Source organism: Crocinitomicaceae bacterium, from assembly GCA_016708105.1.
Taxonomy (GTDB): Bacteria; Bacteroidota; Bacteroidia; order Flavobacteriales_D; family Crocinitomicaceae; genus JADJGJ01.
This window is the reverse complement of sequence record JADJGJ010000002.1, coordinates 39,158-54,881: the sequence shown is the minus strand read 5'-3', so window position 1 is coordinate 54,881 and position 15,724 is coordinate 39,158. Positions and strand designations below refer to the sequence as shown.

At 37.3% G+C, this 15,724-nt stretch carries 15 protein-coding genes; 2 read left to right on the top strand and 13 right to left on the bottom strand.

The genetic code is table 11. The features are described 5' to 3' along the window. Positions 1 to 49: 49 nt before the first annotated feature. The 5 genes from IPH66_11590 to trpS form a co-directional block, all read right to left on the bottom strand. Positions 50 to 1,066, bottom strand: a complete 1,017-nt coding sequence (locus tag IPH66_11590; protein MBK7129990.1) for a hypothetical protein — start codon at positions 1,064 to 1,066, stop codon at positions 50 to 52. A gap of 28 nt (positions 1,067 to 1,094) precedes the next feature. After that, entirely contained in the window at positions 1,095 to 1,583 is a 489-nt protein-coding gene (locus IPH66_11585; GenBank protein ID MBK7129989.1) for an RNA polymerase sigma factor, read from the bottom strand. Positions 1,584 to 1,638: 55 nt separating this feature from the next. Continuing rightward, positions 1,639 to 1,992, bottom strand: a complete 354-nt coding sequence (locus IPH66_11580; protein MBK7129988.1) for a TonB family protein — start codon at positions 1,990 to 1,992, stop codon at positions 1,639 to 1,641. 167 nt (positions 1,993 to 2,159) lie between these two features. After that, positions 2,160 to 2,789, bottom strand: coding sequence for a hypothetical protein (locus tag IPH66_11575; GenBank protein MBK7129987.1), 630 nt, complete (start codon positions 2,787 to 2,789; stop codon positions 2,160 to 2,162). A gap of 222 nt (positions 2,790 to 3,011) precedes the next feature. Further along, entirely contained in the window at positions 3,012 to 3,995 is a 984-nt protein-coding gene (gene trpS, locus IPH66_11570; protein MBK7129986.1) for a tryptophan--tRNA ligase, read from the bottom strand. An 83-nt stretch (positions 3,996 to 4,078) separates the two neighbouring features. On the opposite strand from trpS, the gene IPH66_11565 reads away from it, so the two are divergent. Together IPH66_11565 and gatC are read left to right on the top strand one after the other, a co-directional pair. After that, positions 4,079 to 4,840, top strand: a complete 762-nt coding sequence (locus IPH66_11565) for a 1-acyl-sn-glycerol-3-phosphate acyltransferase (GenBank protein MBK7129985.1) — start codon at positions 4,079 to 4,081, stop codon at positions 4,838 to 4,840. Positions 4,841 to 4,842: 2 nt separating this feature from the next. Then, positions 4,843 to 5,133, top strand: coding sequence for an Asp-tRNA(Asn)/Glu-tRNA(Gln) amidotransferase subunit GatC (gatC, locus tag IPH66_11560; protein ID MBK7129984.1), 291 nt, complete (start codon positions 4,843 to 4,845; stop codon positions 5,131 to 5,133). Between the two features lies 1 nt (position 5,134). On the opposite strand, the gene IPH66_11555 is transcribed toward gatC, so the two are convergent. The 8 genes from IPH66_11555 to IPH66_11520 form a co-directional block, all read right to left on the bottom strand. Further along, on the bottom strand, positions 5,135 to 5,821 hold the full coding sequence (locus IPH66_11555; protein MBK7129983.1) for a Crp/Fnr family transcriptional regulator: 687 nt from the start codon (positions 5,819 to 5,821) through the stop codon (positions 5,135 to 5,137). Between the two features lie 116 nt (positions 5,822 to 5,937). Then, on the bottom strand, positions 5,938 to 6,924 hold the full coding sequence (locus IPH66_11550; protein MBK7129982.1) for an HmuY family protein: 987 nt from the start codon (positions 6,922 to 6,924) through the stop codon (positions 5,938 to 5,940). Then, positions 6,921 to 9,065: a TonB-dependent receptor gene (locus IPH66_11545; protein MBK7129981.1), complete on the bottom strand. Its 2,145-nt coding sequence runs from the start codon at positions 9,063 to 9,065 to the stop codon at positions 6,921 to 6,923. Before IPH66_11545 ends, IPH66_11550 begins: the two co-directional genes overlap by 4 nt. Before the next feature lie 84 nt (positions 9,066 to 9,149). After that, entirely contained in the window at positions 9,150 to 10,388 is a 1,239-nt protein-coding gene (locus IPH66_11540; GenBank protein ID MBK7129980.1) for a T9SS type A sorting domain-containing protein, read from the bottom strand. 100 nt (positions 10,389 to 10,488) lie between these two features. Beyond that, positions 10,489 to 12,186, bottom strand: coding sequence for a c-type cytochrome (locus IPH66_11535; GenBank protein ID MBK7129979.1), 1,698 nt, complete (start codon positions 12,184 to 12,186; stop codon positions 10,489 to 10,491). Between the two features lie 1,023 nt (positions 12,187 to 13,209). After that, positions 13,210 to 13,692: a peptidylprolyl isomerase gene (locus IPH66_11530; protein ID MBK7129978.1), complete on the bottom strand. Its 483-nt coding sequence runs from the start codon at positions 13,690 to 13,692 to the stop codon at positions 13,210 to 13,212. 72 nt (positions 13,693 to 13,764) lie between these two features. Further along, positions 13,765 to 14,205, bottom strand: coding sequence for a hypothetical protein (locus IPH66_11525; GenBank protein MBK7129977.1), 441 nt, complete (start codon positions 14,203 to 14,205; stop codon positions 13,765 to 13,767). A gap of 79 nt (positions 14,206 to 14,284) precedes the next feature. Next, positions 14,285 to 15,685 carry a SpoIIE family protein phosphatase gene (locus tag IPH66_11520; protein ID MBK7129976.1) on the bottom strand — a complete coding sequence of 467 codons (1,401 nt, stop codon included), beginning with the start codon at positions 15,683 to 15,685 and terminating at the stop codon, positions 14,285 to 14,287. Positions 15,686 to 15,724 lie beyond the last annotated feature (39 nt).

Below are 15,724 nucleotides of genomic sequence, written 5' to 3'. Positions count from 1 at the left end.
TGTTATCGCTTCTTGTTTGTGTGACGACTGTCTTATTCAAAAGTTACAGCTACTTTGTTTTTTTTCTTTCAAATTCAAAATTTCCAATTTTTACACCATAAGAAACGTATTCATTTGTTTCAGTATTTTTCTCACGGGTAAAGTTGATATCACGGTTGGTGAAATTGCTTGCCGCATTGGTAACTACTTTAAATGGCTCTTCAATCACATACTTATTAGTTACGGTACCTGCCTGCGCAACATCAATGATATCTAATTTTTCCTCTGGATTTTCTTTTTCATCTTGCTGATTATCTTGATTAGCAAAATTGTTTTCTGGGTGATTGGTTTCTATATTCAGTTTAGTATTACCGGTGTCTGATTGTTCAATATTCTGTTCAACAATTTGATTATTAATATCCGGTGTTTTGTTTTTTCTTCTTTTAGTCTGGTTGGATTTTTCAGTAGATTGCTGTGTCAGATTAGTTCGTTTTTCTATTTCATTTTCCGTAAAATTCAGCTTATTATTCTGAAAAGATTTTGCAGACATTTCTCCACCCGGATTAACAGAATTTCCCGTTGTATCATCAGACAAAAGATTGTAACCCAGCGTAAGCAAAACTAAGCCTATAGCCGCAACAGACGCAATTCTGGCATAGAGCGGAATAATAATACCGGTAGCAACCTTCAAACTTTTTTTATCTGCAAATACAACATTCAAATCAGCCTTCAGTAAAGTTGCCTGATATGTTGTAAAAGTTTTTTCCAATTGATGTTTGCGAATAAACTCATCCAATTCTTGTTGCTTATCCGTACTAAGATTTCCTTCAACTGCGTCAATCATCCAATACTCCACTGTGTTTAGTGAGAGAGTACTTTCATCATGCATTTTTAAATCCGCCTTGTTTTCAAAAACATCTTTATCAGGTGAAAGGGTGATACTGGGTAAATCAAAATCAATTGCTTCTTTCAAATCAGGATTTTCAGCGAGGAAAACCAACAGGTCATGTTGCTCTTCAGTTCCTAGATTTCCTTCAAGATAATCTAGCAGATAGGCTTCGTAATTATGTCGGTTTATTTTTTCCATTTGTTTAATCTCACTTATTAGTTTACCTCTACTCCAAAACAGTTTCTACACTCACTAATATTTCTTTTAACTTGGTGCGGGCTCTGAAAATATAGACCTTCACCTGACTTTCATTTAAATTAGTTATTTCACCAATTTCAGCATAATCATATCCTTCATAATCCCTTAGCAGAATGACCGTGCGCTGAATTTCAGGCAACTGATCAAGTGCGCTGTGCAATATGGTTTGCAAATCACTATTCCGGTGCGGAGAAGAGGATTCAATTTTATCAATTGCTTCAACTCCGGTTTGATATTTTTCCTTTCGCAAGACATCAATTAAGGTGTGATGTGCTGTGGTAAAAAGGTATGATTTGATTTTTTCAAAACTGATATCATCACGTTTTATCCAAACTTTTGCAAAAGTTTCCTGCACTATGTCTTTTGCTACATCTGAATTTTTGATGTGCTTCAACACAAACCGATATATATTATCGGCATATTGATCAACAGCGCTGTTATATTCTTTTGCAGTCATTTCGTTTGTGTGACGCCCCTCCTGAATAAATAGTTACAGGCGCCACAAAATAATTTTAAATAATTTCAAATTTAATAGGAATCACATAGCTTCCGGCACAATTTGTTTCACCCGGTACCAATTCATGCAGCGGTAGAGTTAATACCAATTTCATGGCAGCCTCATTGAGTGCAACCGAAACACCTTCTTCAATATGTACATTTACAAGTGCACCATGTTGATCAATTTCAAAAGCAACATAAACCGTGCCTTCATCTTGCGTATTTATGGCTTGCTGCGGATACTGCACATTTTCAGATATCCAGGTGTGAATGGCGCGTGATACATGATGAGGTAAATGATTTGCCTTTGCGTTGTTTTCACAAATTAAGGAGAGTGAAAAAAAGATAATCAATAGTTTAGTTTTCATAGGTCAGATTTTTATACCTCGGTTGCTGAAATGCGCATTAACATTTGCGTGCTTGAACAACCGTTGATTGGTTTCTGACTGTGTGACGGGCTGCTGCATAAATAAGTTACAGCACAAAAAAAAATGTCCGGCTACTAACCGGACACTCAATCATAGCATGATATTTTTTACTTAACACGAATATATTTGATAGAAGCTGTTTCATTAAAATTTGATGCTGTCAGCGTGAGATCAGTTTTTCCAATTTTTTTTGTGCATCCGGCAGGATCAATGATGAATTCAACACCCGCCAAAGCTGTTGTTTCTGCAATAATTTCACCCGATGTTGATGAATACCTGTATCCGGCATCCGTATATTTTTCACCAAATTCTGTCACTAAACTTCCAACTTTTATTCCTTCAGCAGTTTCATAATAGTCAGCAATTACTTTCATTTCAACTATGTTTCGTTCTTCGTCTGTTTTGGTGGAGTCGTCAATTAAAATAAGTTCGGCAACATCTTCCATGCTGTTAAAAATAATGAATGCATCATGTTCCACTGCCTTTCCGTTAACTGAGGTATTAACTTTTCCAACACGGCTATTCAATACTTCAGGCAATTCAGATATAGGTGCTCCAATATGAAAAATGCCTACCGTACCGGTTTCAAGTACAAATGAATTTACAATTTCAGGTTCATCCACCACATCTTGTGTTGTTTTGGTTGTATCAGTTGGTGGCGTGATATTTTCTTCACCAGAGCCGCCGCAAGAAATCACAACATAGAGTAAGGCAATAGAATAGATAGACTTGTTCATAGGGATTGATTTTGAGGGATTTGGGACAAAGGTACTAAAAAGACTAACACGCTCAAAATTAGTTTTGCACAAGGCGTCATTCTCAAATCGTAAATCGTTTGTTTAGCTAATTTTTTTTGATTTCAGAAATAAATGATGGTGCTTATAAACAAGTTGAAGCAGGGTGAATTTTCTTGATTATAAAAATTCTGCCTCAAAAATTCTCTCAAAAATATTGTTTCATTATGCATGATTAGGCAAATAACCTAACTTTTCTCTCACGCGATTCAGCACTTGTTTTGCAACATTTCTTGCTTTGTTAGCACCAGACGCCAATACCTGATCAAGTTCGCTGCGGTGATTCATGTAGTACTCAAACTTTTTTCGCTCATCAGCAAAATCATTCAGAATTTTATCCAAGATGGCTTTTTTAGTATGGCCATAACCCCAGCCGCCGGCAGAGTAATTTTTACGCATTTGTTCAACCTCATCCTTACTTGCAAAAAGACTGTAAATTTTAAACGCGTTGCATGTATCTGGGTTTTTTGGATCAGCCAATTCAAGACTATCAGTCACAATTGAATTCACTTGTTTTTTCAATTCCTTTTCTGGTAAAAATATATCAAGGATGTTGCCCTTTGACTTAGACATTTTTTCACCGTCAGTGCCCGGAATCAGCATAGTTTCAGATTGAAGCTGCTCTTTAGGTAATACAAATGTTTCACCCATTACATGATTAAATCTTGCAGCCACATCACGGGTCATTTCCAGATGTTGCAACTGATCTTTACCAACCGGTACAAATTCTGCATCATACAATAAAATATCGGCCGCCATTAACATGGGGTAGGTAAACAAACCACCATTCACATCTTGCAAACGATCAGCTTTATCTTTGAATGAATGCGCCAGCTCTAACCGTGTAAACGGAAAGAAACAGCATAAATACCAAGCAAGCTCAGCCGTTTCAGGCACATCACTTTGTCTGTAAAAAATAGTTTTATTGGTTTCTAAGCCACATGCTAACCACGCCGCAGCCGTTGCATAGGTGTTTTCACGCAAGGTGTCAGCTGACTTAATTTGAGTAAGAGAATGCAAATCTGCAATGAATAAAAACGACTCACTGCCGGCATTCTGTGACATGGCAATTGCCGGCTTAATTGCGCCTAGAATATTGCCCAGGTGCGGAACTCCGGTGCTTTGTACGCCTGTTAAAATACGTGCCATAATGATTTTCTTGTTGGCACCAAAATTAAGCAAACATGAGCCATGAAAGTTAGAGCGCGTGTTTTTTCGTTAATTTTGACCTGATGAGAATACTGCTAACCCCATTTATCGTTGCGTACAGAATTTATTTTGCCACGGTATTTTTTGTGGTGCTCACATTATTTTATCCTGTCTTCTGGATTTTATTATTGAATGAAAAAAATAATGGACGTGTGTTCAAACTTAAAACCCTTGTATCAGCCATTATTTTATTTTTAGATTTTATTTATATCCGGCGGCTTACCAAACCAAAACTAAAGGGGCCGTACGTCATCTGTCCTAATCACAGTTCTTATCTTGATATCATTTTAATGTACCGTATTTTGCCGCACACTCGTTTTCTTTTTATGGGCAAATCAGAATTACTGCGTTGGCCTATCTTAAGTATATTCTTCAGAAAAGTAGATATTGCAGTAAATCGTGAGAAAAGATTTTCAGCCATGAAATCAATTTTGCGTGCGCGTCAAGAACTGAATAAAGGCTGGTCAATAGTCATTTTTCCTGAAGGTAAAATTCCGGTTGATGCGCCAAAACTTGATCATTTCAAAAGTGGCTCATTCAAATTAGCCATTGATGCCCAAGTGCCTATTTTACCCATTACCATTATAGATAATTGGAAACTATTTTATACTGACCCCGTGTTGACAGGGTTAGCACGTCCGGGTTTTGCACGTGTAATTATACATGATGAAATAGATACCAAAGGAATGACCAAAAAAGATTTAGTAAATTTGCGTCATCGTACATTTGAAACAATCAACACTCCCCTGCTCAAGTATAACCGGCAGGCATATAAAAATCATTGACAATGGAAATAACAGACACCCTCATTGATCATCTTGCACACCTTGCCCGCTTGGAATTTAACGGCACACAGAAAGATCGCATCAAACAAGATCTGACCAAAATAATTGCCTTTGTTGATCAACTATCACAAGTTGAAACCGGTGGAGTTGAACCGCTAATTTTCATGACTGAAACTGAAAATGTTTTGCGTGAAGATGCAGATGTTGTTACTATAACACAACAAGAAGCCTTGAAAAATGCGGCGGTACATGACTCAGATTATTTTAAAATACCAACCGTATTAAAGAAATAAATCATAGCTGCAATTTATCCGCTTTCAACACCTTCACTTTTCCGTCTTCTAAATGAATAATGTTGTCAATTGATAATCCTTTAAGCACTTTTGATATTTGATTTGCCGTTAAGCCTACCAAATCTCCAAGGTCTTTTCTAGTCAATTTATCAATGTGACGAATGTGATTATGCTCATCCAAACCAAAATAATGGGCAACCAGTAACAAAGCCTTTTTGCCTTTTTCAAACACCGAATAATTTGAAAAATCACGGAGTTTATTCTCTTCAAAATCTAACTCTTCAGCAAACCATGAGAGCAGTGACACCGCAAATGCCGCTTGACTATAAAGCAAATCAAAGAAAGATTTCATCTCAATAAAAACTACAGTAGTTTCAGTTAACGCCATTGCCGAAACCGGAAATTTTTTCTTACCAATTCCCCGATGCCCCAAAATGTCACCAGATTTAGACAAGCGTACTATCTGATCTTTGTATGTGTCGTTTTTAAAAACTTTTACATATCCTTCTAAAATAAAATACAAACCGTCTGCAGTATTTTGTTCATGAAAAATAAATTGTCCGGGCAAAAACCGTTCAATTTGATTGCCTACAGGTAATGAAATTATTTCACCTTCACGATTAGCGATGTTCAGCACTACACCTGCTTTCGTTTTTTCTACAGAAAATATTTTATTCAACTGATCCACAAAAACAAAATTATTTCGGGTCAATTAAAATTATACGTGAATTTGTCATGAGGCTATATGACAGAAATCTTTTATGCGCATGCAGCCGGGAGAATAATATAGCAGCCTGTGAATATTCACATTTTTTGAATCAAGAAAGTTGGGTACCCTTTATTCCCTTGCTGATCATAAAAATCAGTAAACCTGATTTTGTAAAAAACTCCTTGCTGGTTTTTGAGCATAAAAAATTTGTTTTCGTCAATGGTGTATGAATTATCCAGGTCGTTTCTAATTTTCCAATCATACCCAATTTCATCAGCCCGATTTGTAAATACATACAGTGCAGTGTCTGCTAACACAGCTTGCTCAAACCCATTAAACGGAATGTCAGCGCACACAATGCCGGATTTTCTATTAGACAAGACACCCGTAATTACAAAGGGAAGCGGAAGGTTTGAAAAATAATGTTGGTAATTAGTAAAACACAAATCCCAATCGGTTGAAGGGGGTTCAATTGTTTTGACTTCACCTTCATTATCAAAAGAGAATGAAATAAAATTTCTGCTATTATCTTTTGGAATCTCTTTTGAAAATAGTTGACTGTTGTCAAGATTTGCATACGTGATATAATAACTCGATTGGCTTACTGAATCAATCCTAATTTTTTTCATCGGCAAATTATTCCCTTCACTATCTGATTGCCTGTCAACAATAAAAATTTCTTTGCGTGAATCACCACCACTATTGAGCCATTCACCAAATGCGGTTGAATCCATATCACCTGAAGAGCGGTCCCACGTCCATTCAAGTCCGGCTGAAGACTGTACATCTTCAAAAGCAAGTTCGCCGGCATTTGCAACCAAAGTTCCTCTGGCAGTATTCACAATAATATGGAACCCATTGGGTCCACACTCAAAACCTAGGTCCCAATCAAACTTTGTATTAGTAGAAACAATTTCATTATTCTCACAACTAAAATATACCTGATTTAAATACGGATATCCAATTTCAATCATCACTGATTCTATATTGCCCGGTTGTGGTGAAGGAATAGGTTTATCTTCTTTCATACAGGCATGTAAAAAAAGATAACATAGTATAATCACTGGAACTGGTGCTTTCATAATTTCAACAATATTGAAACAAAATATGATCTTCCCCACATCACTGCAACATTGCCTGACTCTTCAGAAACCGAATAACCAAAAACGCTGCCTTTCACATCAGCTGTTGTGGTATTGGTGATGTTTTTACATCCGGCACTTACCAGAATTTTTTGACCCAAGAATTTTTTCGTCAATGTTAAATTCAATAGTTGGTAATCGCCAATAAATGATTGCTGAATTTGCATATTCTCATCATAATAATTACTGGAAACACGACCCGTATACTTCCATGAAACATGTGCAGCAAATTGCATTTTTTTGATTTCATATCCAAGCGTTATCAGGCAATTTTGTGATAATGCAAAAGGCGCGTAGTGTCCTTCAGTATAGGCATTTCCAAATCTAGATGCCAGCAAAGTATATCCAGCGTCAAACAAAAAGGACTGCACGTTACCTGAAAAATTTATGGTGCTACCGCGAGCAACAAACAAACCCGCGTTGTCATATTTCCACTCATCTGCATTCAACTGAACCACATCAATAATATCCATCACTGTGTTGTGAAATAAAGTAAGTCTGATTTTTTGGTTGGCACTTTTTTGACTGAATTTTTGTGACAGTTCAAGCAAGAAGTGATGTGAATTTTCAGGCACCAATTCATTGTTACCATAAATATTTATGCTTGAATTGTAATGAAATTCTAGAAACCTCTCTTTCAAATCTGGCGTTCTGAATCCTCTTGCATAACTTGCAGTAATTGAAAACTTTTTAAACGAAATTTTTGCTATTAACGAAGGTAAAACCGGAGTTTTGTAGCATGCATTGTATGAGTATCTAACACCGGGTTGCAAAGTAAAAGTTTTGAAAGGAGAATATTTCAAACTAGCAAAAATTGCAAAATCAGCCGACCATTGAATTCGGTTCAAAATTCTGACAGAATGAATGGTGTTGTACACCCACTCAGTGCCCGCCAGCCATGATAGTTTTTCATTTTTCAACCGGTGACTGAAGAATGATCGCATCATATACGTTTGATGTGTCGTGGTATCCTGATCACTTTCACCATCAGTTAGCCATTTATCCAATGTGGTTAAATCTTTGAAATAAATATTCCGGCAGCGGTTAAAATACGAATGCCCCAACGTAATATCCAACCAAGTATTGCTTGTTGGTTTTCCATTGAAGAGCACACTTGTTGCAATTCGGTTGGTTTTGTAATAGGTATCAATTGCTGTTGTATAATATGGAGGTCTGAGGTCTCCTTTGCTTACCATCAATTCATGAAAACCATCAGCTGAAAAAGACAAATTAAAATTATTCAGCCTTTGCCTGTAAGTAAATCTAGCAAAGTATTGTTCACGCGGTTGCCACAAAAAACTTCTCAGAGAATCATTTTCAGCATACCCATCAAAAAAATTTCTACCCAATGAAACCCGATAGACAGAATTTTTTTTACTGACAGATAAGCCTCCGTTGAAATTATATTTTCCGGCAGATTCGTAATACCCTTGCGCAAATCCCTCTACTGGTTTTGACGTTGATTTGCGGCTAATGATATTTACAATACCACCCAATGCATTTGAGCCATACACAACAGAAACCGGACCTTCAATTATTTCAACTCGTTCAACATCTGCCAGGTTAATTTGAGACAAGTCAATATTTCCGTTAATCCTTCCCTCTAGTGGTACACCATCTAACATGATTTTCACATGTGCGCCTGATAAACCATTTATTGTAAGAGCAGTTTCATTGGTGTGTCCATTATTAGTTTGAAAATTAACCTGACTATTTAAAACATCTTGTGCGTTAAGCAATGATTGTGATTGTAATTGCTCATGACTTACCACGGCTATTGAGTGCATTGAATTAGTTTTGGCACCCGGTTCATATTGAGCACTGACTACCACGGTTGACAATTCTTGATCAAGATAATAGAGCGTAACAAGCATTGAGTCAAGATCATTTAACCAGAAACATGTATCAGCAAAAGCATATGCAGTGATGCAACAAAAAAGCGAATCAACCCTTATGTCAACTCCAGCTGATCCGTTTATATCTGTTAGTGTTCTGGTAGTATCCTGCAAGATTGGGTTTATCAATAAAACTCTAGCGCCCGGTATGGGTTGTTTGTCTTCAGATGAAACAAAAATGCGCATATTGGTTTGCTGACCTGATGAATTAAATTCAAAGAGGAAAGAGCAAGAAAAAAAAGTCAATATGCACAAGAGTAAGCGCATGGCTTAATTATCAACTAGTATTTTTATGGTTGCTGAGCCAACGTTATTTTCAAGTTTCAACAAATAAATTCCGTTGGGCAAAAACTCAAGATCCCATCTTGTTAATTGATCAACCAGTTTTCCATTTTGCACCAAGACACCGGCAAGGTTGTACAGATAAAAATCATATTCACCCCCATCAGGTAGAAGAATATTTATACTTGCCGATGCAGGATTTGGATAAACCGAAAAGTTGATTGGAGTGCTCACAACATCATAGCCTGCCGTACCAATTTTTGTAATTTCAAACTTCACCTTGCCCGTTGACATACCTTCAAAATGTGTGAAAACAATTCTGTACAATGCGGATGAATCCAATGACCAAGCATAATATGCAATGCTGTCATAAACTGTCCATACGCCTCCACTGTAATACTTCCATTCTCTGCCAATGTTGATTACATTTTGACTATATGGTTCAGGATTGTATGCGCTGATTGCTGCAGAATAATCCAGTTCATGACTTTTTGATGTCCATAAACCGACATTGCTGAAAACGCTTGTGACGCTTGTAAAAACTCCGGTACTCACTTCATCACGATGTTTAATAAATGTGATATCCCACGTTGATGCATCAGGTTCACGATCTACAATGGTACCGGTTTCTAAACTGCAATAAATAAAATTTCTGTTTGGATAATCAGCCTTTGTGATTTCTAATTCAGTTTCAGCAGAACCATCCAAATTGGCGTATTTGAATTTCCACACGCCGGTTTTTAAACTTTCTATCCATAATTTTTTAAATGATCCGCTACCTAGTTTTATCAAATAAAGTGAATCACCAAATGTCCAATAATTGTTCAATGGATCCAAAATTCCCCAACCCATATCAAACATACCATCAGCGCCTCGGTAGGTATTGAAAGCACCATTGGTCCATGATGTGTCAGAGTTAAGCAATTCATCCCAGGATGAATATCCGGTTGTATCAAAACTTGTCCAAAAACTTGTGTCATGAGGCACAGCCCAAAGACGTGAGTTAGCTTCATTGAGCAAAATTGCACTTCCGGCTGCGCCTGTATTTTTTACTGAAAACGCAATGTTCCAGTTCTCGTTGTCTGCATTTAAAACAACGCCGTTTTCAAATTGATAAAATACTTGTTTGCTGTAAAGGGCATCCATTGATATAGAATCAGGGTTGCCATATACTGTAGCACCAATGAAAATAAACATTGAAGCCACGATGTTTTTTAGAGTTCCCATATAATTGAATTTTTTTGTTCAGGATGTAAGATTATTGGGCATGTTTCAAAGAAAAAAAATAATCCGGAGTGTAGCTAATACACCCCGGATTTTGTGCTAATTAATAGACATCATACGTTGTGTTGTATACGTTGAATTTACCTGTTGGAGTAACTACCCAGTCACCTGTGATAGCTTGTTTTAATTCCATGGTTTTGTCATCATAAATCAGAATAGCGTTTTCTTCTGGTTTATCCATTGCGCCCCAAACTGAAACCCATACTTCTTTACCCGCCTTATCATATTCAAAGTGAACAGCACGGCCTTTATATTCATCAGGAATAGTGATTGTTTTAATAACCTCAAGCGTATTGACATCAATTACAAAAATTTCTTTCTGTAATCCTTCATCATTACTCATGGCGCGGTCAGCCCAAAGGTGTTTAGACTTAGGGTGAGTCTTCACAAAAAGGTTTCCGCCGCCACTACCCGGCAACTCCATGTGATGAACTTCTTTGAATTGATTTGGACCTGGATCAGTAGCAATAAAAGAAATTCTGTTTTCACCAATATGACCCGACACCCACATGTTGCCGTATTTACTGTTTTTAATGTTTGCACCACGACCAGGGTGAGGCTTAGTTCCAACATCAATTATTGCAGCCAGTTTTTTCTCATTTACATCAATACAAACAATTTTATTACTTGCATTTGCGGCAACAAGGAAATAGCGTTGAGTATGATCCCATCCGCCATCATGCAAAAATCTTGCAGTAGGAATTGTAATAGTATTTTTTTCAATGTTGTTCAAGTCAGAATAGTCAACCAACATAACCATACCGGTTTCTTTCACGTTGATAACCCAAATAGGATCATGGTGAGAAGCAACAATTGCAGCAACACGCGCTTCTTCAACAAATTCTTTATCACCATCACATGCAGGACCCTGAGTTGAAACAATTTTTAAAGGCTCAAGAGTTAAGGCATCCATCACAACATAATGTGAAGGGGTATAACCACCAACTACAACATATTTGTCAATGAAATCACCTTTTTCACCTTTGTACTTTGATACTTCAATTGAACGAGCATCATACGCCACCTTGCCTTCAGCTACCATGGTTGGAACTTCTGTCCAAGTATCAATCAAGGTTACTTTACCGTCACGACCAATAGAGTAGAAATATCTTCCTGAAGCAGATGATCTAAGAATGTGTACAGCGTAGCCAGTTTCAATAATAGAAATTTTCTCTTTCGTATCACCATCAATAATTGCAACCTGACCGGCATCACGCAGAATTACACCAAAGAAATTTTGCCAGTTTCTTTCGTGCTGAGGTTCAGTTGGACGTTGATCAACCGGCACGTGTACTTTCCAGTTTGCCTTCATGTCTTCCATAGTAAATTCAGGAATTGGCGGCGGCTCAATTTGAAGGAATCTTGCAAGCAAATCAATTTGTTCTTCAGATAATATACCTTGTTTTCCCCAATCAGGCATACCACCCGGAGTACCATAGGTAATAAAACTTTTCAATCCTTCTGTTCCTAACTGGCTTGTTCTGTTTCCAGGCAACAAAGCCGGACCAGTAGCACCCATCCGCTGAGTGCCATGACAACCAGCACAGGTTTGGAAAAAGATTTCAGACGCTTCATCCATCTCTGACTGGGTAAGTTTAATTTTTCCTGTTGAATCAGTATAAATTTTTTCTTCAACTGCTTCTTCTTTTTGTTCTCCTTCTTTTTTGTTTTCGGACCCCCCGCATGCGGTGAGTACCAGCATTCCCATAATTGGGATCAGCCATTTACTTCTACTTTTCATTGCTTTTGTTTTTAAGTTCCCGGCTGGTTGTCTGTCAAAAAACTTGATTCTCTCACACACAACAGCTTCGGTTTATTTGTTTATTTGTGTCAAAGGTATCTGCATGTCAAACGGTGCAGAATGACAGTAAACAAGCAGTGAATAGTTTATTGGAAGATTGAAATATGATGTGAAACAGGTTTTTGGCCTCGGCATTTGCTTCTCGGTATTTATGGGCAATTGCAAATGATTTTTGATTTGAAGTCAACTGACTTTTGATAGAAATTACCCTTGTTTATGAGGTGATTAAAAAAAGAAATTTTCTGTTGCAACATCTTGCACTACACGTTAAGTATTTTTTAAAAAACTGTGCTAAACCAATTGGAATTTATTTGATTGACATCGTTAGTTCTTCGTGATTAAAATGGTAATGCCAATTTCACGCATGAAAAATCTGCTGACACAATAGTGCAGGTAATGCCATACTTCATGGGGGCTAATTTAAAAAGCCGCCCTGACGTTTCAGAGCGGCTTTTACCCAAAATCCATGAATCAATTAGTCTAATTCAAATAGGCTAAGTGAAAATACCGTGCCAAAAATTATATCTATCCAATTTTTGAAAAAATTTTAGAAGTTGAAAATCTCAGTACAATTTTTAGTGGCAAAACTTTGTGTTGTTGCTGTGTTGTCTTTCCTATTGAGGAAACTGTGGTGTCTGTCCTATTGAGGAAACTGTGGTGGCTTTCCTATTGAGGAAACTGTGGTGTCTTTCCTATTGGGAAAACTGTGGTGTCTGTCCTATTGAGGAAACTGTGGTGGCCTATTGAGGAAACTGTGGTGGCTTTCCTATTGAGGAAAACTGTGGTGGCCTATTGAGGAAACTGTGGTGGCCTACAGGGAAAACTGTGGTGTCGCGATTAATCGCGACACCACTACCACCACCACCACACCACAAATTGGGATTTGAAAACACTGGTAGACTCTGACACCACTTACATAATTATCACAGCCATCACCTCAACCAAAGACTTTTTTTAAAACTATTAATGATGATGCCCACCTTCACCATGAACATGGCCGTGTGAAATTTCTTCTTGGCTGGCTTCACGCACACCCATTACCTCAACATCAAAATAAAGTGTTACACCGGCAAGTGGGTGATTCAGGTTTAGTGTTACTTCTTCGCCTGCAATTTTTTCTACAATACCAATAGCTGGACCTTGTTCAGTATCTAATTGTACTTGCATGCCTTCAAACAAATCTTCATCACCTTGAAAACCGCTTTTTGAAACTACGTAATACAATTCGTTACGCACTTCACCGTAAGCATCAGCAGGGGCAATAATAGCTTTTACTTTATCTCCCTGAGTTTTTTCATTCAGTTCAGATTCAAGACCCGGAATCAAGCCGCCAACGCCGTGAAGATAAACAAGTGGTTGACGCCCTTCTGATGAGTCAAGAATTTGTCCTTCTTGATTTTTTAATGTGTAGTGCATAGTCACCACACTGTGTTTTGCTATTTTCATAGTAGAATATAAAAAAGATGCAAAGGTAGCTATACCCGTGAGAAAAGAGGTTATGAATTTTGATTTAATGAATCAAGATGCCTTTGGCGGAATAAATTCCCACACGCCGTTTTCAAATTTATAATACGGTTTTAGCGCATTGAAAGCTTGCACAATGGCAGTTTGTACGCGTTCGTCTGTCATTTCAGCTTTCATGAGTTTATCTGTATTGAATGCTGCTGATGATGCCTGACTTGAAGCAATTGAACCCGCTTCATTCACTACCATTCCCCCTACACCTCCAAGTGCGCTTCCTAACAGACCAGTGGCCGTGTTAACAGCCATGCCGGTAGCCATTGATTTTGCTATTTGCTTATTCATCTCCTTCATCATCTCCTCTTGACTTAATGATACGTAAGCCATTGATTCAATTGGCTGCTCTTGATTTGGCGCTTTAAATTTTAACTTCACCATTTGCCCTTCAAATTCTTGACTTACAATGAGGGGTTTCAGTTGCTCGTATGTTACTTCCATAAATTTTCTATTTGGTTAAAGATAATAAATATGCCATGGTACAAACAAGTGAATTAAAAAAGTTTGATCCGCAAATAAATTAGAGGCGAATACCTAGAATACAAACATCATCCACTTGTTCAAGATCTCTTTTCCAGTTTTCAAACTCTATCTCAATGCTTTGTTGTTGTGCCGCCATGGCCAGAGATTGATTTTTCTCAAGCAATTCTTTCAACGGCTGATATTTATATTTTTTGCCACGCACTCCACCAAACTGATCTGCAAATCCATCTGAGAAGATGTAGATGAGGTCACCTTTTTCAAGTGTAAGTGAATGTGATGTAAACGGTTTGCTCACTGCAGATTTTCCAACCGGTTGTTTGTCCGATTTGATCTCTTCTAATATTCGTGATTTTTTTGGAATATACCAAAGCGGATTATTAGCCCCGGCATATTGAACAAAAATTTTCTCATCAATGTTTTTTATTGTGATTAGCGATATATCCATTCCATCTTTTACATCTGTGCTGCTTTTTGAAAACTGTGCAGTTACAAGTTCTCTGGTTTTATCTAAAATAGCGGCGGGTTCTGTAAGATGATATTCACCCACTGCCGCATTGAGTGCGTTATGGCAAACTACGCTCACCATGGCTCCGGGCACACCGTGACCCGTGCAATCAGCAACAGCGGCAATGATTATTTTTTCTGACTTTTTTTGTTCTGATTTTTTTTCACTCATCAATTCTGTTACCCAATAAAAATCTCCCGCCACAATATCTTTTGGTTTGAATAGAATAAAAGAATCTGACAGGTGATTTTTAACCAAATCAGGCGGTAATAAAATAGCTTCCTGAATACGTTTTGCATACGTAATTGAATCAATAATTTCTTTTTTCTTATGTTCAATTTCTGCATTTTTTTCAGCAAGTATACCTTGGTATTTGTAATTGATTTTTTTAAAATAGTATACTTCAAAAAAGATGATTGTGAACACAATTCCAATAAAAATATAGCGAATTGTATTTTTTACCTCATCCTTTACAATAAAGGCCGGCGGAACAATGTCAAGGAGATAGATCTCAAGCACAAACAAAGTAAACGCAACAACAGACATCGCTATAATAATTCGTCTGTCATGAAAAAGCATTGCGGGAAAAATAAATGTAGGAATAAAAAAGAGTTCGTTAGATGAGCCTTTACCAATGGCAAGTCCGAGCATAAAAATAACAGAAGATGCAACAATAAAAAAGTAGAACTTGGCAAAGGTGAACATCTTTCTATAATTGAAATAAAGCGCAGACAGACATAACAAAATGATTACGCCTTCAAGCCAAACCAAGTCCCACCCATTAATGATAACTTCAACCGGAATCATACCGGTCATTAAAATCGTTGAAATAAAAATGAGTTTATTCATCAATACCACTTCACGGTATTTGAATTCATCTCTGTCATCAATACCTATGAAAGTAATCTTATCCCAAAGTCCTTTCCATGTCATACCATAAATGTAATGAAATGATTTTTAATTGATAAGGCA